Source organism: Paraburkholderia ferrariae NBRC 106233 (assembly GCF_000685035.1).
GTDB lineage: Bacteria > Pseudomonadota > Gammaproteobacteria > Burkholderiales > Burkholderiaceae > Paraburkholderia > Paraburkholderia ferrariae.
Window position 1 is genome coordinate 497,376 of sequence record NZ_BAYB01000002.1, and the last position, 22,758, is coordinate 520,133.

Below are 22,758 nucleotides of genomic sequence, written 5' to 3' on the forward strand. Positions count from 1 at the left end.
GCCAAGCATGTTCGGAAAACTTACACTCGATGCCGTTCCGTATCACGAGCCGATTATTCTCGGCACGATGATCGGCATGGCGCTCATCGGCGCGTTCGTGCTCGGTGGCGTTACTTACCTCGGTAAGTGGAAATATCTCTGGACGGAGTGGCTGACGAGCGTCGACCACAAGCGTCTGGGCGTGATGTATATCGTCCTCGCCCTCATCATGCTCGTGCGCGGCTTCGCCGACGCCATCATGATGCGTACCCAGCTCGCGCTGGCGTACAACGCGCCGGGCTATCTGCCGCCGCACCACTACGACCAGATCTTCACGGCGCACGGCGTGATCATGATCTTCTTCATGGCGATGGCCTTCATGGTCGGCCTGATGAACATCGTCGTGCCGCTGCAGATCGGCGCACGCGACGTGGCGTTCCCGATGCTCAACTCGCTGTCGTTCTGGATGACCACGGTCGGCGCGGTTCTGCTGATGATCTCGCTCGTCGTCGGCGAGTTCGCGCAGACTGGCTGGCTCGCGTATCCGCCGCTTTCGGAGCTTGCCTATAGTCCGGGCGTCGGTGTCGACTACTACCTGTGGGCACTGCAGATCTCGGGCGTGGGTACGCTGCTGACCGGCGTGAACTTCTTCGTCACGATCATCAAGATGCGTGCCCCCGGCATGACGCTGATGAAGATGCCGGTGTTCACGTGGACGGCGCTGTGCACGAACGTGCTGATCATGGCCGCGTTCCCGATCCTGACCGTCACGCTCGCGCTGCTCGGCCTCGACCGCTACGTCGGCACGCACTTCTTCACCAACGACGGCGGCGGCAACGCCATGCTGTACCTGAACCTGATCTGGGCCTGGGGTCACCCCGAGGTGTACATCCTGATCCTGCCGGCGTTCGGCGTGTTCTCGGAAGTCGTCGCAGCCTTCGCGAAGAAGCCGCTGTTCGGCTACAAGACCATGGTGTACGCAACGTTGGCGATCACGGTCCTCTCGTTCCTCGTGTGGCTGCACCACTTCTTCACGATGGGTTCGGGCGCCGACGTCAACGCGTTCTTCGGCGTCATGACGATGATCATCGCGATCCCGACGGGCGTGAAGATCTTCAACTGGCTGTTCACGATCTACCGCGGCCGCCTCGAGTTCACCTCGCCGGTGCTCTGGACGATCGGCTTCATGGTCACCTTCACCATCGGCGGCATGACCGGCGTGATGATGGCGATCCCGGGTGCGGACTTCGTGCTGCACAACTCGCTGTTCCTGATCGCGCACTTCCACAACGTGATCATCGGCGGCGTGCTGTTCGGCTACCTGGCGGGCTTCAACTTCTGGTTCCCGAAGGCATTCGGCTTCAAGCTGAACGAAAAGCTCGGCAAGCGCGCATTCTGGTTCTGGCTTACGGGCTTCTACGTCGCCTTCACGCCGCTGTACGTGCTCGGCTTCATGGGCGCTACCCGCCGTCTGAACCACTACGACAACCCGGCATGGCATCCGTGGATGATCATCGCCTGGTTCGGCGCCGTGCTCGTGCTGATCGGCATCGTGCACCAGTTCGCTCAACTGTACGTTTCGATCCGCGACCGCAACCTGCCGGAAAACCGCGACCTGACGGGCGATGCCTGGGGCAGCGGCCGTACGCTGGAATGGGCGATTTCGTCGCCGCCGCCGTCGTATAACTTCGCCGTGATCCCGCACGTGAGCGAGCTCGACGAGTTCCAGCACCTGAAGGAGACGGGCCGCGAAACGCCGGACGTCGTCAACACGAAGTACACCGATATCCACATGCCGTCCAACACGAGCGCAGGGGTCTTCGTTGGCTTCTTCGCGCTGGTGACGGGCTTCGCAGGCATCTGGCACATCTGGTGGATGATGATCGGCGGCTTCATCGGTATTCTCGCTACCGTGATTATCTACAGCTTCCAGAAGAACGAAGGCTATTACATCCCGGCCGCCAAGGTCCGGGCCGATGAAGAAGCGCGCAACCGCGCACTGGTCAAGGCGTTCGAAGGCAAGCGCCGTGGCCAGATGGATCAAGAAGCACTGGAGGCCAACTGATGTTGACGAAGACAAGTGCGGCCGCACTGGCGGAGCACGATCACCACGATCACCCGCCGTCACACTCGGTGTTCGGTTTCTGGCTGTACCTGATGACCGACTGTATTCTGTTCGGCTCGCTGTTCGCAGTGTTCGCCGTGATGCAGAACCAGTTTGCAGGCGGCCCGACGGGCAAGGATCTGTTCGACATCCCCGGCGTGGCCATGGAAACGGCAGTGCTGCTGCTGTCGTCCATCACGTACGGTTTCGCGATGATCGGCGCGCACAAGAAGCGCACCGGTCAGGTGCTGTTCTGGCTGGCCGTCACGTTCCTGCTGGGCGCGTCGTTCCTCTACTTCGAACTGCATGAATTCGCACACCTGATCGAAGAAGGCGCGGGCCCGCAGCGCAGCGCGTTCCTCTCGTCGTTCTTCACGCTGGTGGCCACCCACGGTATCCACGTGACGTTCGGCATGATCTGGATGATCGTCCTGATGGTTCAGACGGCGAAGGCGCCGGAACTGGGCGAGCGCGAAATCCGCCGCCTGACGTGCCTGAGCCTTTTCTGGCACTTTCTGGACATCGTCTGGATCTGCGTGTTCTCCTTTGTTTATCTTGCGAGCGTGATCTAAATGAGTGCTCATTCCATCCACGAAGAAGAAAGCCATGGCAGCTTCGGCGGCTACCTGGCCGGTTTCATCCTGGCGGTGGTGCTCACGGCCGCTTCGTTCTGGCTCGTCATGCATGGCGGCTTCCCGCGTGAGACCGCGCTGCTCGGCCTCGCCGTGCTGGCCGCGGTGCAGATCGTGGTCCACCTCGTGTTCTTCCTGCACATGAACACGTCGTCGGGCCAGCGCTGGAACGTGACCGCGTTCGGCTTCACCGTGATGACGGTGCTGATCGTGATCGTCGGTACGCTGTGGGTCATGCACAACGTCAGCATGAACATGATGTCGCGTTAAGCGCATCGCGGCTGGGAAGCCTTGTCTGATGGGGCTTCCCGGCTGCTCTCCTCCTCAGAAGCCCCTCCGGCTACCAGCCCGGCCACGCGCCATGCCGCTTGGCGCTCTCTACGCGAAAAGCGGGAAGCGGACTGCCAGCCGATATCGGGCCTTCAATCCGGGTCTTCAATCCCGGGCCTTCAATCCGGACATCCATACTGGCTGCGCATGCCGGCGTCGTTTGCCGCGCGGGCGATCTCGTCCGCAAGCTCGCCGACCAGGCGCTGTTGTGCCTGCACCAGTTCCGGATAGCTTCCCGGTGCCGCGACCTGCAGTTGCGTGTGACAGGTCACCCGGGTGCTGCCGCCGGAAGGCGTCGCGCCGAGGCTCCAATCGGCCACCAGTTGTGCGTCCCGTGCCGGTCTGGCATCAAACTGCCGGATCTGCACGCGAATACCCAGCACTTTCCGGTTCGCCGGCCGGGGCAGACCGGCAACGTCCTGGGTGCCAAGCCGCCGGGAAAGCGCGGCGGACAGCGCACTGCGTAGTTCATCGCCGAGCGGTGCATTCCAGCGTTCATCGTCCAGGACCTGCAGGCTGCTGGTGTCGGTGCGTACGACCATCTGCTGCTGGTCGAGCCCGGCGGGAATGCCAACAGGCAGGACATCGATCACGAACGGAGCAGGTGTGCGGACCGTTTCCTCGTGCGTAGCCGGCGGAACCAGGGTGTAGTAGTGCACGGGCGACGAGGCGCAGGCACCGAGCAGGCACAGGGAGGCGGCCGTCAGTCCGGTCGTGATGTGGGCAGGAAGACGCATGATCAATGATCCTGTGAAGCGGAGGGCGTACGCTGGGCAGCCGGTGCCGGATGGTCGGCGCTCTGGCCGCGCAGGAGCGCTTCGGGGTGGCGGCCGAGCAGGTCGGTCAGCGTGCGCAGCGAGCGCGCGGTGCGCTGCAGTTCCTGCAGCGTCTGCCCGAGGTTTTCCTGCAGCGGGCTGTCGTCGGCCAGCATGCCTTGTGCGGCACCGAAGGTCTGCCGGGCCTGCTGCAGCGTCTGGGTCGTGGCCGGCAGCACCTGCGCGTTGATCTGCTTGAGCGTGCCGTCCAGATCGGAAAGGCTCGTGTCGAGATGCTGTCCGATCGAATCGAGCGGCATGCGGCTGATCTTGTCCAGGATGGTGGCGACCTGCTCCTGCATTTTGTCGAAGCTGCCAGGAGCCGTGGGCAGCATGAGCGGTTGCGCGTTCGGGTCGAAGGCGACCTTCGGCGCGTTCGGCACGAAATCGAGCGAGATGTAGAGCTGTCCTGTCAGCAGGTTGCTGGAACGGGCCTGCGCACGCAGGCCGCGCGCGACGAGGGCAGCCAGAAATGCCGCTTCGCTGTGTTCGTCGGCCGCATCGATTTTCGGGAGCTTCTGCAGCACGGGGCCGAGCCGCTGCGGATATATCTCGATGTCAACGATCGACGGGAACTGGCGGGTGGCCGGATCGTAGTCGAGTGTGATCGAGATGACCCGGCCCAGGTCGATGCCGGAGAACTCCACGGGGGCACCGACCAGCAGGCCACGCTGTGCCTGGGGGAACCGCAGCCGGAGGAGCTCTGACGGCCCATCGGGCGGGGCCATGGCGGTCTGCTCGTCCTTCGCCAGCGTGAACGCGGTTCCTGCCGGAGCCGCTGCCGCGTGGCTGTCGTCGGGGGCTGCAAACGCGATGCCGCCCGCGACGATGGTGGCGACCGACTGCGTCTTGACCTTCAATCCGTCCGCACCGAGCGAGAGGTCGACGCCGCTCGCGTTCCAGAAGCGGGTGTCGGTCGTGACGAAATGGTCATAGGGTGCGTCGATGAAAACCTGCACGCTGACGCTGCGGCCATCCGAATCGAGTGCATAGGAGGCGACGCCCCCGACCTGGATGCGCCGGTAGTAGATGGGCGAACCGATATTGAGCGAACCCAGGTCCCGGGCGTGGATCACGAAGCTCGTACCGGGCATGCCGTTAATGACGGTCGGCGGCGTTTCCAATCCGGTGAATGCCGAGCGGCCCCTCTTCGACTGGCCTGCATCCATGCCGATGTATGCACCGGACAGCAGCGTGTCGATACCGGAGATACCGCCCATGCCGATGCGCGGGCGCACCACCCAGAAGCGCGTATCGGTGTGAAGCAGGTTGCGTGCGCTCCTGACCAGAGAAACTGAGGCAACCACGTGCGATCCGTCCTCGCTGAGGGAAACCGCCGTCACGGTGCCGATGATGACGTCCTTGTACTTGACCGAAGTCTTGCCGGCTTCGAGACCTTCGGCGGTCCGGAAGGTGATCGTGATCTCCGGCCCCGCCGATAGCAAGGTGTGCACGATCATCGACAGCCCGATCAACGCGGCGACGATGGGTACGAGCCAGACGAGCGATACGGTCCAGCGCCGTCGGGTTACGGGCGGCTCGTGCGGTTGCGGGGCGGGAGGACGGGATTCGGGATTCATGATTCGTCGGCGTCCCAGATCAGGCGGGGATCGAAGTTCATGGCGGACAGCATGGTGAGGATCACGACCATGCCGAAGAAGAGGATGCCGGCGCGGGGTTCGATGTCGGCGAGTGCGCCGAACTTCACGAGCGCCGCCACAAAAGCCACGACCAGCACGTCGAGCATCGACCAGTAGCCGATCAGTTCGACCAGCCGGTACAGGCGCGCACGCTGCCGCATACCCTGGCGGCAGCGTCGCTGGGTGGTCACCAGCAGCGTGCCGAGGGCAAGGAATTTCGTGCAGGGCACGGCGACGCTCGCGACGAAGATCACGAGCGCGATGCCATAGGAGCCGGATTTCCAGAACTCCACGACGCCGCTGAGGATCGTGTTCTCGCTGCCGTTGCCGATGATGCTGGTGTACATCACGGGCAACAGGTTGGCGGGCAGGTAGAAGATCAGGCTCGCGATCAGAAGGGCCCAGGCGCGTGCGAGGCTGTCGGGCCGGCGGGTGTGCAGCGCCGAGCCGCAACGCGGGCACGCGGGGCGGCAGCCTCCCTGCGCTGCCGCAGGCGGGTGTTTCGAGACCAGACCGCAGGCGTGACAGGCGATCACGCCGAGCTGGTGTGCACGGGCCGGGCCGGTCATGCCGCGTACCCGGCCGGACGATCCGGGTCGGTCCAGTCCCACAGCCGATGGATGTCGCGGCTCGCGATCAGCGTGATGAGCACCATGAGGACGGCGGTTGCCCAGATCCCCGCGCCCGGCGCAACCTGCACGAGGCTCGAGAGCTTGATGACGGCGACCAGGATGCCGAGCATGCCGACTTCGATCATGCTCCAGGGCCGCAGCAGGCGGAGCAGCTGCATGACGGGAGCGAAGCCGGGTGCCCTGCGTCCCGCTCGCGCAAAGGCCAGCGCCCAGCCGAGCAGTGCAATCTGCAGGAGCGGGACGATCACGATCGACAGCGCGGCAGGCACGGCGATCGGTGCAGCGGGACCCTGGGCAAGCGCGCAGACGGATTGCAGGAGCGTCGCTTCGTTGTGCTGCCCCCCAAAGCTGATGCGGATGACCGGGCAGGCATTGGCGATCACGAACACCACCGCAGCGGCGGCCGTCAGGGCGAGCCAGCGGTCGATGTCGAGCCGGCTGGCCCGGTACAGGACCGCGCCGCAGCGCGCGCAGTGGGCGGTTTCATGGGGCGCCAGCGAACGGCGCCGGTAGACGCTATCGCAGTGCTCGCAGGCGACGAGGTCGGGAAAGGTCTGCATACCGATGGGTGATGCTACTAGACGGAGGCGTCTATTTTGATTAAATTAGAACGATGTGTCTAGTTCTGGAAGGAATCCTTGATGGTCAATGCAGGCTCGAAGACGGGCAACGGGCAGGCGGCCAGCCACGATGTGCATGGGGTGTCGCACGCAGGCGGGCCGCCTGACATGCAGAAGGCGAAGACGGACGGCCGTCAGCCCAGCCAGCCGAGAGGCCGTGCCCGGGTCGAGGTGATCCTGGATACGACGGCCGCGATCGTCGCGGAAGAGGGATTGGCCGGTGTCACGATGCACGGTGTGGCCCGGCGCGCGAAAACGTCGATCGGCTCGCTGTATCACTTCTTTCCGGACCGGGACAGCCTGCTGCTGGAGCTGGTGCGGCGACACGAAGCGGCGCTTGCGGCAATCAACAGCGAGGTGCTGGTCCTGCCGCGCGAGACCTGGCAGCGGTTTTCGGCGTCGGAGGCCGTCCATCATCTGGTGGCGCCCTATGCCGACTACATACAAAAGCATCCGGACTTCTTCCCGCTCATGCACGACAGGCGCTTGCTGGACAAGCGCTCGCTGGAAAACGAGGCGACGTTCACGCAGGTGCTCAGGCGCATGGTCGATGCCCGTCTGCCGATGGCGGAGCCGGTGGACCGGGGGCGACACGCGGCGATGCTGCACGCGGTCGCGGTCGGGGTCATGCGTGTGGCCTTTATCGTCGAACCTGAGCGGATGATGCTCTACATGGACGAATTGCCCAAGGTCATGGCGGCCTATCTGGCCGACCTCGAAGCCAGGGAGGGACTGTGACGGAACTATTTTCAGATCGGGTGAGCGCGCCGTAATCGTCGCAAATGCGGCTTTGCCGCCGGCCGCCAAAGACAGGGTGCTGGCCCAATTGCAGCGCACGCCTGGCTCGGTGTGAAGACAAAGGGAATTTCCCAGGAAGAAATCGAAAAAATCGAAGAGGGCGAAACGTGAATATTCTTCGGATTCCAAACCATCAAGCCGAGCCGCGCTCGATCAGCGTAAAACCGACGTCGATTTTCGCGCGCTTGCACGCGCCCGTTTCGATCTTCTCGATCAGCATGGAAGCGGCGAGCTTGCCGATTCTGGTGCCGTCGATGCGAATGGTCGTGAGCGCCGGGTCGGTATCGCACGCGAAATTCTGGTCGCCGTAGCCAATCACCTTGAGGCGGCCCGGCACGTCGAGCTTGCGCGCGTGCGCTTCCATTAGCACGCCGAGCGCCATGATGTCCGCGCCGCAGAAAATGGCGTCGATCTGCGGATGCTCGTCGAGCAGCTTGGCGAGCGCGCGGCGGCCGTCGCCGAGATGCGCGGGCGAGGGCGTGGCGGCCACGGGCACGTTGCCGCCAAAGGTTTCGATGAAGGCGTCGGCGCGCAGCCTCGCGCGGCGGTCGCCCGGCGTGACGATGGCCGGATGGCGCGCGCCGCGCTCGCGCAGATAGTTGGCCGCCGTTTCGCCCACGCGCGCGTGCGAGAAACCGATCAGCATGTCGAGCGGCGAGCGCGTGATGTCCCATGTCTCCACCACGGGAATGCCGGCCGCGCGCAGCTTCTGCCGCGAGGCTTCCGAGTGGATCACGCCGGTGAGCACGATGCCGGCCGGCCGCCGCCCGATGATCGCGTCGAGCAGCGCCTCTTCGCGCGATTCGTCGTAGCCGCTCTGACCGAGCAGCAGTTGATAACCGCCGGCGGCGAGTTCCGCCGTGAGTGCGGCCACGGTCTCCTGGAATACGCTGCCCGCCATGGCCGGAATCAGGGCCACGACGAGACGACTGCGGTTGGACGCGAGCGATCCCGCGATCAGGTCGGGCGTGTAACCCGTTTGCCGCACCGCCTCGCGCACGCGTTCGAGCGTTTCGACCGACACCAGCTCGGGATTGTTGAGCGCGCGCGACACCGTGACCTTGGTGACGCCGGTCAGCCGGGCCAGATCGCTGAGCGTGACGCGGCCGGTGTTCTTGCGGGCGCGCCGCGCGGCGGGGCTGGCGGGCGGGGCGGTTTCTGTCGGGGTTTTGGTCACGGGCGCGGGTTTTCCTGCTGCAAAAAGGTGTTGGCAATTATCCCAAAACTGTACTACATTGGAATTAAGTTACCGGTTACATTAACCGGTAACTTAATTCCGGAACGAAAAAGCCGCGTATTCCCGGGCGCGGCGTCAAGATTATGAGTGTGATCGGAGCGGCCTTGTCCCTTCTGCGCACGGAGACAGGCGAATGCTCCAGTCCAGCCAGCACTACAACGGGCCGCTCATCCGGCTCAACCCGAACGACAACGTTCTGATCGCACGCGAGCTGCTGACGATCGGCCATCAAGTCGCGCTCGACGGCGAATCGGTCCGCCTGCGCGCCCAGGTCGCCGCGGGCCACAAGGTCGCGGCGCGCCGTATTGCGGCGGGCGAGCCCATCCGCAAGTACGACACCGTGATCGGCGTGGCCGCGCGCGACATCGAACCCGGCGACCACGTTCACACGCACAACATCACGCTCGTCGATTTCGACCGCGATCCCGGCTTCGGCCTGGACGTGAAGCCCGTGGATTACGTCGCGCCCGGGCAGCGCGCGACCTTCCAGGGCATCGTGCGCCCCGACGGCCGCGTGGCCACGCGCAACTTCATCGGCATCATGGCTTCGGTGAACTGCTCGGCCACGGTGATTCGTCACATCGCCGATTATTTCACACCCGAGCGCCTGCGCAGCTATCCCAACGTTGACGGCGTGGTCGCCTTCGCGCAAACGAGCGGCTGCGGCATGTCCTCGCCGAGCGAACACTTCGACGTGCTCCGCCGTACCATCGCCGGCTATGCGCGCCATCCTAACCTCGGCGGCGTGCTGATCGTCGGGCTTGGTTGCGAGCGCAACCAGGTGGGCGATCTGCTGGAGTCGCAAGGGCTCAGGACGGGCAAGGCCGTGCACGCGCTCGTCATGCAGGAAACGGGCGGCACGCGCGCCACCATCGAAGCGGGCATCCGGGCCGTGCAGGAGATGCTGCCCGCCGCGAACGACGTCGTGCGCACGCCGGTGCCGGTCAGCCATCTGAAGATCGGTCTCGAGTGCGGCGGCTCGGACGGCTTCTCGGGCATTACCGCGAACCCCGCGCTGGGCGCCGCGATGGACCTGCTCGTGCGGCACGGCGGCACCGCGATTCTCTCCGAAACGCCCGAGATTCACGGCGTCGAATACATGCTCACGCGCCGCGCCGTTTCGCCGGAAGTCGGCCAGAAACTGCTCGACCGCCTCGCATGGTGGGAGCGTTACACGCGCGGCCAGAACGGCCAGTTCAACGGCGTGGTCGGGCCGGGCAACCAGCAGGGCGGTCTTGCCAACATCTTCGAAAAGTCGCTCGGTTCGGCGATGAAAGGCGGCACCACGCCGCTTCAAGCCGTGTACGAATACGCGGAGCCGATCGACCGCGCGGGCTTCGTGTTCATGGATTCGCCGGGCTACGATCCGGTCGCGGTGACGGGCCAGATCGCGAGCGGCGCGAACCTCATCTGCTTCACGACGGGACGCGGTTCGATGTTCGGCTCGAAGCCGGCGCCGACGCTCAAGCTCGCGAGCAACACGCCGATGTTCACGCGCCTCGAAGAGGACATGGACATCAACTGCGGTCGGGTGATCGACGGCGAGCGCAGCATCGAGGAGATGGGGCAGGACATCTTCGATCTGATTATTCGCGCGGCGTCGGGCGAGCGCACCAAGAGCGAACTGCTCGGACTCGGCGACAACGAATTCGTGCCCTGGCACATGGGCATCGTGAGCTGAACGCGCGAAGCACTCGCGCGTTGCATTGAGATCAATAGAACAGGTAGGGAGACAGCAGATGCTGCAATCTGCGCAGCGGCCGGGCCGCTCGAACATGCGCTGGTGGGTTGCGGGGCTCATGTGGGCCGCGATCGCGATCAACTACATCGATCGCACGGTGCTCTCGGCGGCCGCGCCGAAAATCCAGTCGGAGTTTCATCTCGACGCGATCCGGATGGGCATCGTCATGTCGGCGTTCTTCTGGTCGTATGCGCTGCTGCAATTGCCCGCGGGCTTGCTCGCCGACCGCTTTGGCCAGAAAAAGGTGCTCGGCTTCGCGGTGCTCTGGTGGTCGATCGCGACCGCGATGACGGGCCTCGCCAGCGGCTTTCGCTCGCTCGTGACCTTGCGCGTGGCGTTGGGCGTGGGCGAGGCGGGTGCGTATCCGAGCAACGCGGGCATTGCCACGCGCTGGTTTCCGCGCAAGGAACGCGCGACCGTGGCGGGCATTTTCGATAGCGGCTCGAAGCTCGGCGGCGCGATTGCGTTGCCGCTGATCGCGTGGATGCTGGCCGCGTTCGACTGGAAGATGACCTTCGTGCTCACGGGTCTGCTGGGCGTGGTGTGGTTCGCGGTCTGGCTCGTGAGTTTCACCGACTCGCCCGCGCAGCATCCGCGCGTGAGCGCCGCCGAACTCGCATACATCGAAAGCGACAAGGGCGCGCAACGCGCACAGCGTCCGGCGCGCCCGCCATGGCGCAAGCTGCTTGCGCATCGCAACGTCTGGGCGATGTGCATCGGCTTCTTCATGATTAACTACAACTCGTACTTCTTCATCACGTGGCTGCCCACGTATCTGATGAAGGCGCGCGGCATGAGCGTGCTGCAAATGGGCTGGGTGGCCTCGCTGCCGCTGCTGGCTTCCATCGTCGTGGAAATTTTCGCGGGCTGGGCCTCGGACCGCGTGTTCGCGAGCGGCAAGCTCTCGCTCACCGCCACGCGCAAGCTCTTTCTCGTGGTCGGTCTGGTGATGGCGTCGAGCATCGGCTTCGCGGCATTCGCGCAGTCGGCGTGGGTGGCCGTGCTGCTGCTGTGCATCGCCAAGTCGGGCACCACGGTGGCCGCTTCGCAGGTATGGGCGCTGCCCGGCGACGTCGCGCCGCCCAATGCCGTTTCCATGGTCGCGGGCCTGCAAAACACGGTGTCGAATCTCGGCGGCGTGGTGGGCCCGGTCATCACGGGCGCGATCGTCGGCATGACCGGCTCGTTCGTGCCCGCGCTGCTGTTCTCGGCGGCGCTGATCGCGATTGCGATCGTCAACTATCTGTTCCTCCTCGGGAAGGTGGAACCCATTCAATTCGGCGACCCTTCACCGGAGACACGCATTCATGGACAAGCAGACCTCGGCGCTTAATCCCTTCAAGGCCGCGCTGGCCGCGAACAAGAAGCAAGTGGGCTTCTGGCTCTCGATGGCCGACCCCTATCTCGCCGAAGTGAGCGCGACCGCCGGATTCGACTGGCTGCTGATCGACAGCGAGCACGCGCCCAACGACCTGCGCACGATCCTCGCGCAGTTGCAGGCGGTGGCGCCATACCCGGGCGAGCCGGTGGTGCGCCCGGTCAACGGCGACCCCGCGTTGCTCAAGCGTCTGCTCGATATCGGCGCGCGCAATCTGCTCGTGCCGATGGTCGATACCGCCGACGAAGCGCGCGCGCTGGTCGCCGCCGTGCGTTATCCGCCGCACGGCATTCGCGGCGTGGGCAGCGCCGTGGGCCGTGCGTCGCGCTGGAGTCTGCGCACCGATTATCTCAATGTTTCGGATGACGAAATATGTCTGATGGTGCAGGCGGAAACGACCACGGCGCTGAGCAAACTCGAAGCGATCTGCGCGGTGGACGGCGTGGACGGCGTGTTCATCGGCCCGGCCGACCTCGCCGCTTCGATGGGGTATCGCGGCAAGGCCACGCACCCGGAAGTCCAGCAGGCGATCGACAGTGCGATTCGCACGATCGTGGCGTCGGGCAAGGCGGCGGGCACGCTTACGTCCGACCCGGCACTCGCGCGTCATTACCTCGAACTCGGCTGCACATTCGTGGCGACGGGCGTGGACATCCTGATGTTCGCGAACGCGGCGCGCAAGCTCGCCCGCGACTTCGGGGACGTGCGCACGGCGGACTGAGCCCCGCGCATCGACCGCATATAACGAAACGAGGAGACACGGCATGAACGATTTCGCAGTGAGCCGGCCCGCGCTGGCTGTCACGCACGTACAGGCGTTGCGCGAGAACTGGCGCATCGTCTTCGCCGCCACGGCGGGATGGGCGCTCGACGCTTTCGACTTCACCGTTCTGCTGTTCCTGATCCCGCATCTGGGCAAGGTATTCGGCGTGGGTCTGCCCGCGATGGCCTTCGTCGTGACCGCCACCGGCTTCGCGAAGGTCGCGGGCACCATCGGCTGGGGTTTCGCGGCCGACCGCTTTGGCCGCAAGGTCGTGTTCATGGCCGCCGTGCTGTGGTTCTCGTGCGCGGCCGGTTTGAGCGGTCTCGCGTGGAGCTATGCGTCGTTCATGGCGATGCGCGTGCTGTTCGGCATCGGCTTTGGCGGCGAGTGGACGGCTTCCGTCGCGCTGCTGATGGAAACCGTGCCGGCAAAGATCCGTCCGCTCGCCTCGGGCATCATGGTGGCCGGTTACGAGTTCGGCTATCTGCTCGCGGCGCTTGCGTTCCACTTCCTGTTCCCGGTGATGGGCTGGCGCTGGATGTTCTTCCTCGGCGTGCTGCCCGCGCTGCTCACGCTGTTCCTGCGCCGCAGCGTGGGCGAGTCGCCCGACTGGGAGCGCGAGCAGCAGAGCCACGAGCGCCGCAGCGTGCGCGGGGCCTTTATCTTCAATCCGGCTGTGTTTCAGGCGTGGCTTTTCTCGGCGGCGATCAACTTCATGCTGTGGGCCGTGCAGGTGCTGTATCCGACCTTCCTGCTGACCACGCAGCATCTGGATTCGAGCCAGATCTTCCCGTTCGTGATCGCGTATTCGGTGGGCTCGGTGATCGGCAAGCCGCTTTCGGGCTACTCGGCCGCGTGCTTCGGCGAGCGCCGCACGATCTGCATGTTCCTCGGCGTGGTGATTCCGTCTACCGTGCTCTACACGCTCGTGCAAAGCCACTTCCTGCTGGGCGTGGGCGCGTTCTGCATGGGCATGTTCGCGAACGGCCTGTTCGGCATCATGCCGCTCTACCAGTCGCGCCGTTTCCCCGTGGAAGGGCGCGCAACGGGCATCGGCATCAGCTACGCGATGACGTCGGTCAGCGTGGTCGCGCCGTATGCGATCGCGCTCGTCACGCCCACGCTCGGCCTCAGGTTCGGCATGGCGTCGTTCATCGCGGGCGGCGCGCTGCTGCTGATCGCGATCAGCCTGTTCGATACGTCGCGCTGGATGCCGCGCGGCGAGCAAGCCGAAGGCCACGTCGAAACCGGTCCCGCGCATAGCGGGGCCGAAGCGCCGATGCTGGCGGCCGGCAGCGCCACGCGCTGAACGAAACTGTTTGACGAACTTGTTGTGCGAACAACCGGGACAAGTCGATGAACCTCACCGCACGCCGCTGGACCCAACGCCCCGTCGATTCCACGTGGGGCGACTGGGGCGCCGACGACCAGCTCGGCCGCCTGAATCTGATCACACCCGCGAAGGTGCTGGAAGGTCTGCGCGAGGCGCACGAAGGGCGCACGTTCTGTTTGAGCCTGCCGCTCGACTGTCCCGGCAATCGCGTGCTGAATCCGCGCCGCGCGCCGCCGCAAGTGCAACCCACGCTGCGTGGCGAGATGCCGAACATGACGTATCCGCTGTCGCGCGACAACGCGAGCCTCACCGACGTGATCTGCGACGACACGGTCACGCTCGCGTTGCAATACTCGACGCAGTGGGACAGCCTCGCACACATGGGCCAATGGTTCGACGCCGACGGCGACGGCAAGCCGGAAATGTGCTTCTACAACGGCTTTCGCGCGGGCGACGACGTGATCGGGCCGCTCGATTACCGCAACGAAGAACCGGGTCAGCCGCTGCCCGCCACCGATCGCGCACCGGGCGCGTACCGGCTCGGCATCGAGAACATGGCGGCCACCTGCGTGCAAGGCCGCGCTGTGATGGTCGACCTCGAGCGCCAGTTCGGCGCGGTGCCGCTGCGCGTGGGCTACCACGAACTGATGGAAGCGATGGACGCGCAGAACGTGGTGGTCGAACCCGGCGACATGCTGTGCCTGCGCACGGGTTTCGACGAGGCCCTGCTCGACGTGTATCGCACGCAGAACGGCAAGGCGCTCGAAAGCGGTTTTGCCGGTCTCGACGGCCGCGACGAAGCGCTGCGCCGCTGGATTGTCGATTCGAACGTGGCCGCGCTGATTTCGGATAACGTGGCCGTGGAGTTTTTGCCCGCCGCGCCTTGCGACGACGCGCATTATCCTTCGCATCCGCTGCACGATCTCTGCTTGTTCCGCCTTGGCGTGCATCTTGGCGAACTGTGGCATTTGAGCGAGCTGGCCGCCTGGCTGCACGCGCATGGCCGCAATCGCTTCCTGCTGACCGCGCCGCCGCTGCGGTTGCCGCGCGCGGTCGGTTCGCCGGTTACGCCGGTCGCAACGGTTTGAGCCGGGCAACGGGGCCGCGAATCCAGCCGTTTGCCGGCAACACGCGCTAAAACGTTCGGCGACCGATGTCCCTGATAGAAAGGTAGAAAGGAGAACTCAGTGAGTTTGGAGTTGACGCGAGGCGAACTGCTTCGACACGAGAATTTCATCGACGGCAAGTGGCTTGCCGCCGCCGGTAACCACCGCTATGCCGTGACGAATCCGGCTACGCAAGCCACGCTCGCGCAGGTCGCGAACAGCGCTGCTGCCGACGCGCGCGCGGCAACGGACGCCGCTGCGCGCGCGCTGCCCGGCTGGCGCGACAAGCTGCCCTGCGAACGCGCGGCCGTGCTGAACCGCTGGCACGCGCTCATCCTCGAAAACACCGAGGACCTCGCGCGCCTGATGTCGCTGGAACAGGGCAAGCCGCTCGCGGAAGCGCGCGGCGAAGTCGCGTATGGCGCGTCGTATGTGGCGTGGTTCGCCGGGGAGGCCACGAAGATTTACGGCGACGTCATTCCGCAGACGCAGCGCGGCAAGCGCATGATGGCCGTCAAGGAGCCGATCGGCGTGGTGGCGGCGATCACGCCGTGGAATTTTCCGCTCGCGATGATCGCGCGCAAGCTCGCCCCGGCGCTCGCGGCCGGTTGCACGGTGGTGGCGAAGCCCGCCGAAGACACGCCGCTCACCGCGCTCGCGCTCGCCGCGCTGGCGCAGGAGGCGGGCTTGCCCGACGGCGTGCTCAACATGATCTCGGCCTCGCGCGACGAAGGCATTGCCGCCGTGGCCGACTGGCTCGCCGACGACCGCGTGCGCAAGATCACCTTCACGGGCTCGACGGCCGTGGGCAAGCATCTCGCACGCGAGTCGGCGGGCACGCTCAAGAAGCTCTCGCTCGAACTGGGCGGCAACGCGCCGTTCATCGTGTTCGGCGACGCCGATCTCGAAGCCGCCGTGCAGGGTCTCCTGCTGGCCAAGTTTCGCAACGGCGGCCAGACCTGCGTGTGCCCGAATCGCATCTACGTGCATGATTCGGTCTACGAACAATTCGGCGAACTGCTCGCGAAGCGCGTGAGCGCGCTGCACGTGGCCCCGGCCACGGATGCGAACGCGCAGATCGGCCCGATGATCAACGAGCGCGCCATCGACAAGATCGCCAGGCACGTGGACGACGCCGTGGCGAACGGCGCGCGCGTGCTGGCGGGCGGCAGGCGTCTCGCGGAACTCGGCCCGAACTACTATGCGCCCACCGTGCTCGCCGACGCCACCGACGCCATGGTGCTGTGCTGCGAGGAAACCTTCGGCCCGGTCGCGCCGCTGTTCCGCTTCAGCGACGAGGACGAAGTCATCGGCATCGCCAACGACACGCCGTTCGGTCTCGCCGCGTACTTCTACACCAACGACGTACGCCGCATCGACCGCGTGGCGCGCAAGCTCGAAACGGGCATCGTGGGCATCAACGAAGGCGCGGTGGCGAGCGAAGCCGCGCCGTTCGGCGGCGTGAAGGAGTCGGGTTACGGCCGCGAAGGCTCGAAGTACGGTCTCGACGACTATCTGAGCATCAAGTACCTGTGCCAGGGCGGACTGGACTGATAGTCTCGTTGCGTGGTGACGGCAGATGGCACTGTGCATTGCGACGGAGCCGCGTCGCGAGTCGCGGCATCACGAAGTTTACGTGTCTCGAATGGGCGGGACGTCACGGGTCGGTTCGCGAAGTCGCCGGGCAGGATCGACTTGCCTGCGAACCTTGCCGACGCGCCGCAGGTTCATGCGTTAATCGCGGTATTTCGCGGCCACCTCGCGCAGTACGTCGATCAGCAGCGAAGTAGACGCGGTCGGCGGACGTGCGAGGCGCGTGACGATGCCGTACGGTCCGAGTTTCCGCGGCAACGGCACGGGGAGAATAGACAGCAGCCCCATGCGCGCATGAAAATCCGCGACGGCCATCGGCACCACGGCGATCAGGTCGCTGCCGGGCAACAGCGAAGTGGTCATCAGAATAGCCGCCGTTTCGATGGTGCTTTGCGGCGGCGTCACGCCCGCGTCTTCGAACGAACGGTCGATCAGCGCGCGCATCGGGCTGGGGCGCGGCTGCAATATCCACGGAAAGGTGGCGAGCTCGCCGAAACTGGGCGCGGCTTGATCGACCAGCGGATGATCGCAGCCCACCACGATGGCGAGCCGCTCGTCGCCCAGCTGCTCGAATTCCAGATGCGAGGCGTCCCAGCCTTCGGGCACGCGTCCGAGCACGAGGTCGAGTTGGTCGCGATCCAGCAGCGGCACCAGCACGTCGCTCGTATCCACCTGCACGGCGATGTTCAGGCGCGGGTGATCGCGCTTCAAACGCCGGATCACTTCGGCCATCAGCACCGGCGTGGGCGCCATCACCGCACCCACGCGCACCTTGCCCATCTTGCCCGTTTCGAGCGATGCGAGTTCGTCGCGCAGATTCGCCATGTCCGAGAACACGAGCGTGGCGTAGCGCGTGGCCGCCGTGCCGAAGCGCGTGGGCCGCAGTCCGCGCAAATGCCGCTCGAACAGCGTGACGCCGAGCAGCGCCTCCATGTCCTGCAGCATTTTCGTGACGGCCGGCTGCGTGAGCGAGAGCGCTTCGGCCGCCTGACGCAGCGAGCCGCGCTCCTCGATCGCTAGCAGGAGCCGCAGGTGCTGCATTTTCAGGCGGCTCTGGAGACTGGTGAACGGCGGAATCATGAATCAAGCGCGGAGACACAAACGACGCCGCGAATCGCGGACGAATAACGCGACCGGGGTGCTTGCGGCGGATGGAAACAGCAAGGGGGTATGAATAAATATTATCAAGACATAGAAAAACGTCAATGGATTTTATCGGGGGCCGCTCATATATTTTTCCGCAGCGGGCCGCACGCTCGCTTTCCGCACAACATGGACGTCGCCAACGGGCCGCTTTTTACTCGTGCCGCGACGCGATACGGAGACTTGCCACATGCCATCCCGCCTGGGCGCCACCGCCGCGTGCGACGCCGCCATCCGCAAGTGCCTGCTGCGCTTGCTGCCGTTTCTCGTGCTGATGTACGTGATCGCCTTTATCGACCGCGCCAACGTGGGCTTCGCCAAAGCCACCTTGCAGGCCGATACCGGCTTGTCGAACGCCGCGTTCGCGTTCGGCGCGGGCATCTTCTTTATCAGCTACGCCGTGTTCGAAGTGCCGAGCAATCTCGCGATGCACCGCTTCGGCGCGAGATTGTGGATGTCGCGCATCATGGTGACGTGGGGCCTCGTTTCGGCGGCGATGGCGTTCGCGCACGACGCCACCACGTTCTACACGCTGCGCGTGCTGCTGGGCGCGGCCGAAGCGGGTTTCTTTCCCGGCGTGATCCTCTATCTCACGTACTGGTTCCCGAAGCGCGTACGCTCGCAGGCGATGGGCGTGTTCTATTTCGGCCTGCCGCTCGCGCTCGTGCTGGGCGGTCCGCTCTCGGGTTATCTGCTGCAAATGCAGGCGCCGTTCGGGTTCAAGCCGTGGCAAATGATGTTCGCGGTCGAAGGTTTGCTGGCGTCGATCATCGGCGTGGTGACGTTCTTTTACCTGAGCGACGGCCCGCAAAAAGCCGCGTGGCTCGCCGACGACGAACGCCGCGCGCTCGTCGATGCGCTCGCCCAGGAAGACGCCGCGAGACTCGGCCATAGTCCCGCGACCTTGCGCGACCTGTTGCGCAGCCCGCGCCTCGCCGCGTTCTGCCTTGTCTACTTCACCGTGCAGATGAGCGTGTACGGCGTGGTGTTCTATCTGCCCACGCGCATCGCCGAACTCACCGGCGGCAAGGTCGATCTGACCGTGGGCCTTATCACCGCGATTCCGTGGCTCTGCGCGCTCGCTGTGACATGGTGGATCACGCGTCTCGCCGACCGCACCGGCGCGCATCGCGGGCTGGCGGCGCTGATGCTGGTGTGCGCGGGCGGAGGCATCGCGGCTTCGGCGCTGAGCGCGAGCCTCGTGCCGGCGATCGTCGCGTTCTGCTTCGCGGCGAGCGGCTTCGTGGCCGTGCAGCCGCTCTACTGGACCTTGCCGACCAATTACCTCGGCGGCGCGGCGGCGGCGGGCGGTATCGCGATCATCAATTCGCTGGGCAACGTGGGCGGTTTCGTCGCGCCCAACCTCAAGACCTGGGCCGAGCAGGCGTTCGCCGACCCGCGCGCCGGCATGTTGAGCCTCGCCTGCGCGGCCTTGCTCGGCGCCGTCATGCTCGCGCTGATGCGCCGTTCCACGCACGCGCAGCCGCAAACCCGCCCGGCCGCGCTGTAACTCACTCTTTCTCAACCCAAGCACTCCCGAGAACGCTTATGAAGATCCAGTCCGTCCGTGCCCGCGTCTTCCAGTGGAAGGGCAAGACCGTGCCGCCGCAAGGCAACTTCTGCTCGAACGCCATGGACCTGCTGTATGCGCCGCAGGAAACCATGAGCACGTTCCGCTTCCATTCGTGGACCGTGGTGGAAGTCGAGACCGACGACGGCATCGTCGGCCTCGGCAACGTGGCGCTCGCGCCCGCCATCGCCAAGGCGATCATCGATCAATACCTCGCGCCGCTCGTTGTCGGCCAGGATCCATGGGACTACGAATATTTGTGGCAGCGCATGTATCGCAGCACGCACGCGTGGGGCCGCAAAGGCATCGGCATGGCTGCGATTTCGGCGGTCGATATCGCCATCTGGGACATTCTCGGCAAGGCGGCGGGCAAGCCCGTCTTCAAGCTGCTGGGCGGGCGCACCAAGGAAAAGATTCCCTGCTACTACAGCAAGCTCTATCGCACGGACCTGAAAGCGATGCAAAACGAGGCGCAGAAGTTCCTCGATCTCGGCTTCACGGCGTTCAAGATGCGCTTCGGCTACGGCCCCGCGCATCTTCAGCATGGCGTGCGCGAAAACCTCAACGCGGTCGAGGCGATTCGCGAAGTGATCGGCTACGACAACGATCTGATGCTCGAATGCTATATGGGCTGGAACGTGGAGTACGCGAAGCGCATGTTGCCCAGGCTCGAAAAATTCGAGCCGCGCTGGCTCGAGGAACCCGTGATCGCCGACGATATCGACGGCTATGCCGAACTGAACGCGGCGTCGAGCATTGCCATTTCGGGCGGCGAGCACGAATTCTCGCTGTACGGCTTCAAGCAGTTGCTGGAGCGCCGCGCCGTGAGCGTCGTGCAGTACGACACCAATCGCGTGGGCGGCATCACGGCCGCGCACAAAATCAACGCGCTGTGCGAAGCCTGTTCGGTGCCGGTCGTGCCGCACGCGGGCCAGATGCACAACTATCACCTGACGATGAGTTCGCTCGCCTCGCCGATGAGCGAATACTTTCCGATGTTCGACGTGGAAGTGGGCAACGAGCTGTTCTATTACATCTTCGACGGCGAACCCGTGGCCGACAACGGCTTCCTGCAACTGCGCGACGACGTGCCCGGTCTCGGCCTCACGCTCAAGACCGAATTCCTCGACCAGTTCGAGATCGTCGAATAAGGAACGCGTATGTCAAGCTGGCGGGATCGCGAGCCCGCCTGCTCGCGAATCGGGCTTCCCGCGCAGATACGATTCGACGATGCGCTCAGACGCCGCCGGCGTATGCAAGCGGCGGCCATGCTCGCTCACGGGCCGCCAGTTGTGCTGCCGAGACGAGATTGGCGAGGGTGAGCATCAGGCACGGTTCGTCCTTCGTTGCCAGCCATTGATTAAAGATGCCGATAATGCTCGTGTAAATGAAATTCGCGAGGGCGACGATAAAAGGACGCTCTTCGGGGCCTGTGTCGGAAGCCCCCATCAGGGCATCGACGTAAAGTGACAGGAACACACGATCCTTTTCGCGTGCAAGGGATTCCGTTCGAGGATCCCGCAGGACGTAAATGGTCATCTCCTGCAGCAGGAGCTGTTCTGCGGGCGCCTTCTTGATCTCCCCCCAAACGAAATAGAGCACGTCCCTGAGGCGGTCATGCAGGGATTGTGTCCTGGGGATCTGGTTTTCCATAGTCGTTCGGTAGTCCGAAACGAGCTTTTCCAGAACGCGCAGGAGAATTTCCTCCTTGTCTTGAAAGTGATAGTGCAGGGTCGCGACATTGACGTTCGCGGCGGCGGCGATCTTTCGTGTGGTGGTCTGATGGAGTCCTTCTGCCACCATCACGGAAAGAGCGGCGCTAATGATCTGTTCGCGGCGGCCATCGCTGTTGGGCCGCTCCTTGATATTCCCGATTGTCATCAAGCCATCCAGGGTACTGCGCGTCGTTATGGTATGGGTCACGCTTCGTCCTCGAACGGGTCAACCGGCAGGGTGGGTCCGATGCGCTGTTCCATGATAGCAGCAGCGCTCAGACATCGTTCCTCCTGAAAGCGTCCTGCAATCAGTTGTACGCCCGCAGGTGCGCCCGCTGCAAATCCGGCAGGCACGGACAGGCCCGGGAGTGCCAGGCCTGCCACCGAGGTCAGGGGGCGGTAGGCCTGCATGATTTCTTTCGTTACGTCGGGGCCGATGAGGTCGTGATTGAGCGGAAAGGCCGGCTGGAACGTCGTCGGGATCATCACGAGCGGATAACGTTCGAGAAACATCGCCCATTCGCGCAGGATGCCGAGCCGCTTCTCCCAGGCCTGATGCAGCTCTGCATGGCTCATCGCGGGGAGGCTCGCGGCCGTATTGAGCGTTGCGCGGCCATAGTCTTGCCCGCCCAGGCTGAGCAGGAACTCCCGGACTGGCCCCGAGCTCTCTGCGTACAGCATCGTCATCCACAGGTCGGCCATCTCTGCGAACCGCGGCGGAGCGAGTTCCTCCACGACATAGCCTGCGTCGGCCAGCCAGGCCGCGGCCCGGCTGGCGGTTGCCGCGACCTCCGGGTGGGTCCATCCTTCTGTTTCGCCGGTGAAGAGTGCGACCCTGCACGGCCGGGACTGGCTCGCATCGTGCGCGGGCGCGGGTACCTGACACGGGTCGCGCGGATCCGGGTACTCGAGCGCAGACAGGCCCAGTCGCAGATCCCGTACGGAGCGCGCGAGAACGCCCTCGGTTGCGCCGATCTGGATGCACAGGGGGCGTTCTCCCGGAGCGGAAGGATTGTGGGTCGGCACCCGTCCGACGGTCGGCTTGAGCCCGTAGACGCCGCAGGCGCTGGCCGGAAGACGGATGGAGCCCGCTACGTCGTTGCCGTGCGCAAGGGCGCCGATGCCCGCGGCCAGCGCGGCCGCTGCGCCCCCGCTGGAGCCGCCGGGAGACAACGTGCGGTTCCACGGGTTGCGCGTCAGTCCATGAAGGTCGTTGTCCGTAAACCAGCGGTAACAGAACGCGGGCACGTTGGTCAGGCCAATGACGATTGCCCCGGCCCGACGAAGGTTCGCCGCGGGTGCGCTGTCGGCGACTGCCCGCGCGTCTTTCATGGCGACAAGTCCGTTCGTCGGGGCCCTTCCGGCGACGTCGACGTTGATCTTGCAGGTAACCGGGACGCCGTGCAGCGGCCCGACTGCGTCGCCGGCCGCCAGTTGCGCGTCCGCGCGGTCCGCCGCCGCCAGGGCGTCGGCCTCCATGACGTCGACGACCGCGTTAATAGCGGGATTGACCTGATGGAGACGGTTCAGGGCCGCCTCGACTGCCTCCCTGCACGAAATCTTCCCCGCCCTGATTGCGGTAGCCGTCGCTTGTGCATCCCATTGCCAGAGATCGCCCTTGAGCATGGT

20 protein-coding genes are annotated in these 22,758 nt (G+C 65.0%); 12 read left to right on the forward strand and 8 right to left on the reverse strand.

The window, feature by feature from the left end; all coding sequences use genetic code 11:
• The first annotated feature begins 7 nt into the window (after positions 1–7).
• From cyoB to cyoD, 3 genes are read left to right on the forward strand one after another with little or no spacing between them, the layout of a single operon-like run.
• Positions 8–2,044 (forward strand): cytochrome o ubiquinol oxidase subunit I, encoded by a 2,037-nt coding sequence (gene cyoB, locus BFE01S_RS02570; protein WP_028224248.1) that lies wholly within the window; start codon positions 8–10, stop codon positions 2,042–2,044.
• On the forward strand, positions 2,044–2,655 hold the full coding sequence (gene cyoC / locus BFE01S_RS02575; protein ID WP_028224249.1) for a cytochrome o ubiquinol oxidase subunit III: 612 nt from the start codon (positions 2,044–2,046) through the stop codon (positions 2,653–2,655). Before cyoB ends, cyoC begins: the two co-directional genes overlap by 1 nt.
• Complete coding sequence (gene cyoD, locus BFE01S_RS02580; protein WP_028224250.1) at positions 2,656–2,985, forward strand: cytochrome o ubiquinol oxidase subunit IV; 330 nt, start codon at positions 2,656–2,658, stop codon at positions 2,983–2,985. It begins immediately after the preceding gene.
• Between the two features lie 179 nt (positions 2,986–3,164).
• Here cyoD and BFE01S_RS02585 read toward each other — a convergent pair whose 3' ends face one another.
• The 4 genes from BFE01S_RS02585 to BFE01S_RS02600 are packed head-to-tail and all read right to left on the reverse strand — an operon-like array spanning position 3,165 to position 6,692.
• Positions 3,165–3,782 (reverse strand): PqiC family protein, encoded by a 618-nt coding sequence (locus BFE01S_RS02585; RefSeq protein ID WP_028224251.1) that lies wholly within the window; start codon positions 3,780–3,782, stop codon positions 3,165–3,167.
• Between the two features lie 2 nt (positions 3,783–3,784).
• A complete protein-coding gene (locus BFE01S_RS02590; RefSeq protein WP_028224252.1) occupies positions 3,785–5,440 on the reverse strand; it encodes a PqiB family protein in 1,656 nt (551 codons plus the stop codon).
• A complete protein-coding gene (locus BFE01S_RS02595; protein ID WP_028224253.1) occupies positions 5,437–6,069 on the reverse strand; it encodes a paraquat-inducible protein A in 633 nt (210 codons plus the stop codon). Before BFE01S_RS02595 ends, BFE01S_RS02590 begins: the two co-directional genes overlap by 4 nt.
• Positions 6,066–6,692: a paraquat-inducible protein A gene (locus BFE01S_RS02600; protein WP_028224254.1), complete on the reverse strand. Its 627-nt coding sequence runs from the start codon at positions 6,690–6,692 to the stop codon at positions 6,066–6,068. The genes BFE01S_RS02595 and BFE01S_RS02600 overlap by 4 nt, the downstream gene beginning before the upstream one ends.
• Before the next feature lie 81 nt (positions 6,693–6,773).
• Here BFE01S_RS02600 and BFE01S_RS02605 point away from each other — a divergent pair, with 81 nt between their 5' ends.
• The gene (locus BFE01S_RS02605; RefSeq protein ID WP_052420769.1) at positions 6,774–7,490 is read left to right on the forward strand and encodes a TetR/AcrR family transcriptional regulator; all 717 of its coding nucleotides are present in this window, start codon (positions 6,774–6,776) and stop codon (positions 7,488–7,490) included.
• A gap of 193 nt (positions 7,491–7,683) precedes the next feature.
• Here BFE01S_RS02605 and BFE01S_RS02610 read toward each other — a convergent pair whose 3' ends face one another.
• Complete coding sequence (locus BFE01S_RS02610) at positions 7,684–8,727, reverse strand: LacI family DNA-binding transcriptional regulator (protein WP_028224256.1); 1,044 nt, start codon at positions 8,725–8,727, stop codon at positions 7,684–7,686.
• Positions 8,728–8,920: 193 nt separating this feature from the next.
• Here BFE01S_RS02610 and BFE01S_RS02615 point away from each other — a divergent pair, with 193 nt between their 5' ends.
• From BFE01S_RS02615 to BFE01S_RS02640, 6 genes are all read left to right on the forward strand, one after another.
• Complete coding sequence (locus tag BFE01S_RS02615; protein WP_028224257.1) at positions 8,921–10,468, forward strand: UxaA family hydrolase; 1,548 nt, start codon at positions 8,921–8,923, stop codon at positions 10,466–10,468.
• Positions 10,469–10,526: 58 nt separating this feature from the next.
• The gene (locus BFE01S_RS02620) at positions 10,527–11,861 is read left to right on the forward strand and encodes an MFS transporter (RefSeq protein ID WP_028224258.1); all 1,335 of its coding nucleotides are present in this window, start codon (positions 10,527–10,529) and stop codon (positions 11,859–11,861) included.
• Positions 11,836–12,627: a 4-hydroxy-2-oxoheptanedioate aldolase gene (hpaI, locus tag BFE01S_RS02625; protein WP_028224259.1), complete on the forward strand. Its 792-nt coding sequence runs from the start codon at positions 11,836–11,838 to the stop codon at positions 12,625–12,627. Before BFE01S_RS02620 ends, hpaI begins: the two co-directional genes overlap by 26 nt.
• Before the next feature lie 43 nt (positions 12,628–12,670).
• A complete protein-coding gene (locus BFE01S_RS02630; RefSeq protein WP_028224260.1) occupies positions 12,671–13,978 on the forward strand; it encodes an MFS transporter in 1,308 nt (435 codons plus the stop codon).
• A 47-nt stretch (positions 13,979–14,025) separates the two neighbouring features.
• Positions 14,026–15,090 carry a cyclase family protein gene (locus tag BFE01S_RS02635; protein ID WP_028224261.1) on the forward strand — a complete coding sequence of 355 codons (1,065 nt, stop codon included), beginning with the start codon at positions 14,026–14,028 and terminating at the stop codon, positions 15,088–15,090.
• Between the two features lie 99 nt (positions 15,091–15,189).
• Positions 15,190–16,662, forward strand: coding sequence for an NAD-dependent succinate-semialdehyde dehydrogenase (locus tag BFE01S_RS02640; RefSeq protein ID WP_028224262.1), 1,473 nt, complete (start codon positions 15,190–15,192; stop codon positions 16,660–16,662).
• Positions 16,663–16,842: 180 nt separating this feature from the next.
• On the opposite strand, the gene BFE01S_RS02645 is transcribed toward BFE01S_RS02640, so the two are convergent.
• A complete protein-coding gene (locus BFE01S_RS02645) occupies positions 16,843–17,781 on the reverse strand; it encodes a LysR family transcriptional regulator (protein ID WP_028224263.1) in 939 nt (312 codons plus the stop codon).
• A 253-nt stretch (positions 17,782–18,034) separates the two neighbouring features.
• Here BFE01S_RS02645 and BFE01S_RS02650 point away from each other — a divergent pair, with 253 nt between their 5' ends.
• Both BFE01S_RS02650 and BFE01S_RS02655 read left to right on the forward strand, forming a co-directional pair.
• Complete coding sequence (locus tag BFE01S_RS02650) at positions 18,035–19,354, forward strand: MFS transporter (protein ID WP_042336994.1); 1,320 nt, start codon at positions 18,035–18,037, stop codon at positions 19,352–19,354.
• A gap of 38 nt (positions 19,355–19,392) precedes the next feature.
• Positions 19,393–20,565 (forward strand): L-rhamnonate dehydratase, encoded by a 1,173-nt coding sequence (locus BFE01S_RS02655; RefSeq protein WP_028224265.1) that lies wholly within the window; start codon positions 19,393–19,395, stop codon positions 20,563–20,565.
• 85 nt (positions 20,566–20,650) lie between these two features.
• On the opposite strand, the gene BFE01S_RS02660 is transcribed toward BFE01S_RS02655, so the two are convergent.
• Both BFE01S_RS02660 and BFE01S_RS02665 read right to left on the reverse strand, forming a co-directional pair.
• On the reverse strand, positions 20,651–21,337 hold the full coding sequence (locus tag BFE01S_RS02660) for a TetR/AcrR family transcriptional regulator (protein ID WP_156966877.1): 687 nt from the start codon (positions 21,335–21,337) through the stop codon (positions 20,651–20,653).
• Complete coding sequence (locus BFE01S_RS02665) at positions 21,334–22,755, reverse strand: amidase (protein WP_042336996.1); 1,422 nt, start codon at positions 22,753–22,755, stop codon at positions 21,334–21,336. Before BFE01S_RS02665 ends, BFE01S_RS02660 begins: the two co-directional genes overlap by 4 nt.
• Between the last annotated feature and the right edge of the window lie 3 nt (positions 22,756–22,758).

Excerpts from the sequence above, each read along its gene's own strand:
- BFE01S_RS02585 (WP_028224251.1), bottom strand. The coding sequence starts at position 3,782 with ATGCGTCTTCCTGCCCACATCACGACCGGACTGACGGCCGCCTCCCTG.
- BFE01S_RS02630 (WP_028224260.1), top strand. The coding sequence starts at position 12,671 with ATGAACGATTTCGCAGTGAGCCGGCCCGCGCTGGCTGTCACGCACGTA.
- BFE01S_RS02655 (WP_028224265.1), top strand. The coding sequence starts at position 19,393 with ATGAAGATCCAGTCCGTCCGTGCCCGCGTCTTCCAGTGGAAGGGCAAG.
- BFE01S_RS02600 (WP_028224254.1), bottom strand. The coding sequence starts at position 6,692 with ATGCAGACCTTTCCCGACCTCGTCGCCTGCGAGCACTGCGATAGCGTC.
- cyoB (WP_028224248.1), top strand. The coding sequence starts at position 8 with ATGTTCGGAAAACTTACACTCGATGCCGTTCCGTATCACGAGCCGATT.
- BFE01S_RS02635 (WP_028224261.1), top strand. The coding sequence starts at position 14,026 with ATGAACCTCACCGCACGCCGCTGGACCCAACGCCCCGTCGATTCCACG.
- BFE01S_RS02590 (WP_028224252.1), bottom strand. The coding sequence starts at position 5,440 with ATGAATCCCGAATCCCGTCCTCCCGCCCCGCAACCGCACGAGCCGCCC.
- BFE01S_RS02650 (WP_042336994.1), top strand. The coding sequence starts at position 18,035 with ATGCCATCCCGCCTGGGCGCCACCGCCGCGTGCGACGCCGCCATCCGC.
- BFE01S_RS02645 (WP_028224263.1), bottom strand. The coding sequence starts at position 17,781 with ATGATTCCGCCGTTCACCAGTCTCCAGAGCCGCCTGAAAATGCAGCAC.
- BFE01S_RS02620 (WP_028224258.1), top strand. The coding sequence starts at position 10,527 with ATGCTGCAATCTGCGCAGCGGCCGGGCCGCTCGAACATGCGCTGGTGG.
- BFE01S_RS02605 (WP_052420769.1), top strand. The coding sequence starts at position 6,774 with ATGGTCAATGCAGGCTCGAAGACGGGCAACGGGCAGGCGGCCAGCCAC.
- hpaI (WP_028224259.1), top strand. The coding sequence starts at position 11,836 with ATGGACAAGCAGACCTCGGCGCTTAATCCCTTCAAGGCCGCGCTGGCC.
- BFE01S_RS02615 (WP_028224257.1), top strand. The coding sequence starts at position 8,921 with ATGCTCCAGTCCAGCCAGCACTACAACGGGCCGCTCATCCGGCTCAAC.
- BFE01S_RS02595 (WP_028224253.1), bottom strand. The coding sequence starts at position 6,069 with ATGACCGGCCCGGCCCGTGCACACCAGCTCGGCGTGATCGCCTGTCAC.
- cyoC (WP_028224249.1), top strand. The coding sequence starts at position 2,044 with ATGTTGACGAAGACAAGTGCGGCCGCACTGGCGGAGCACGATCACCAC.
- BFE01S_RS02665 (WP_042336996.1), bottom strand. The coding sequence starts at position 22,755 with ATGCTCAAGGGCGATCTCTGGCAATGGGATGCACAAGCGACGGCTACC.
- cyoD (WP_028224250.1), top strand. The coding sequence starts at position 2,656 with ATGAGTGCTCATTCCATCCACGAAGAAGAAAGCCATGGCAGCTTCGGC.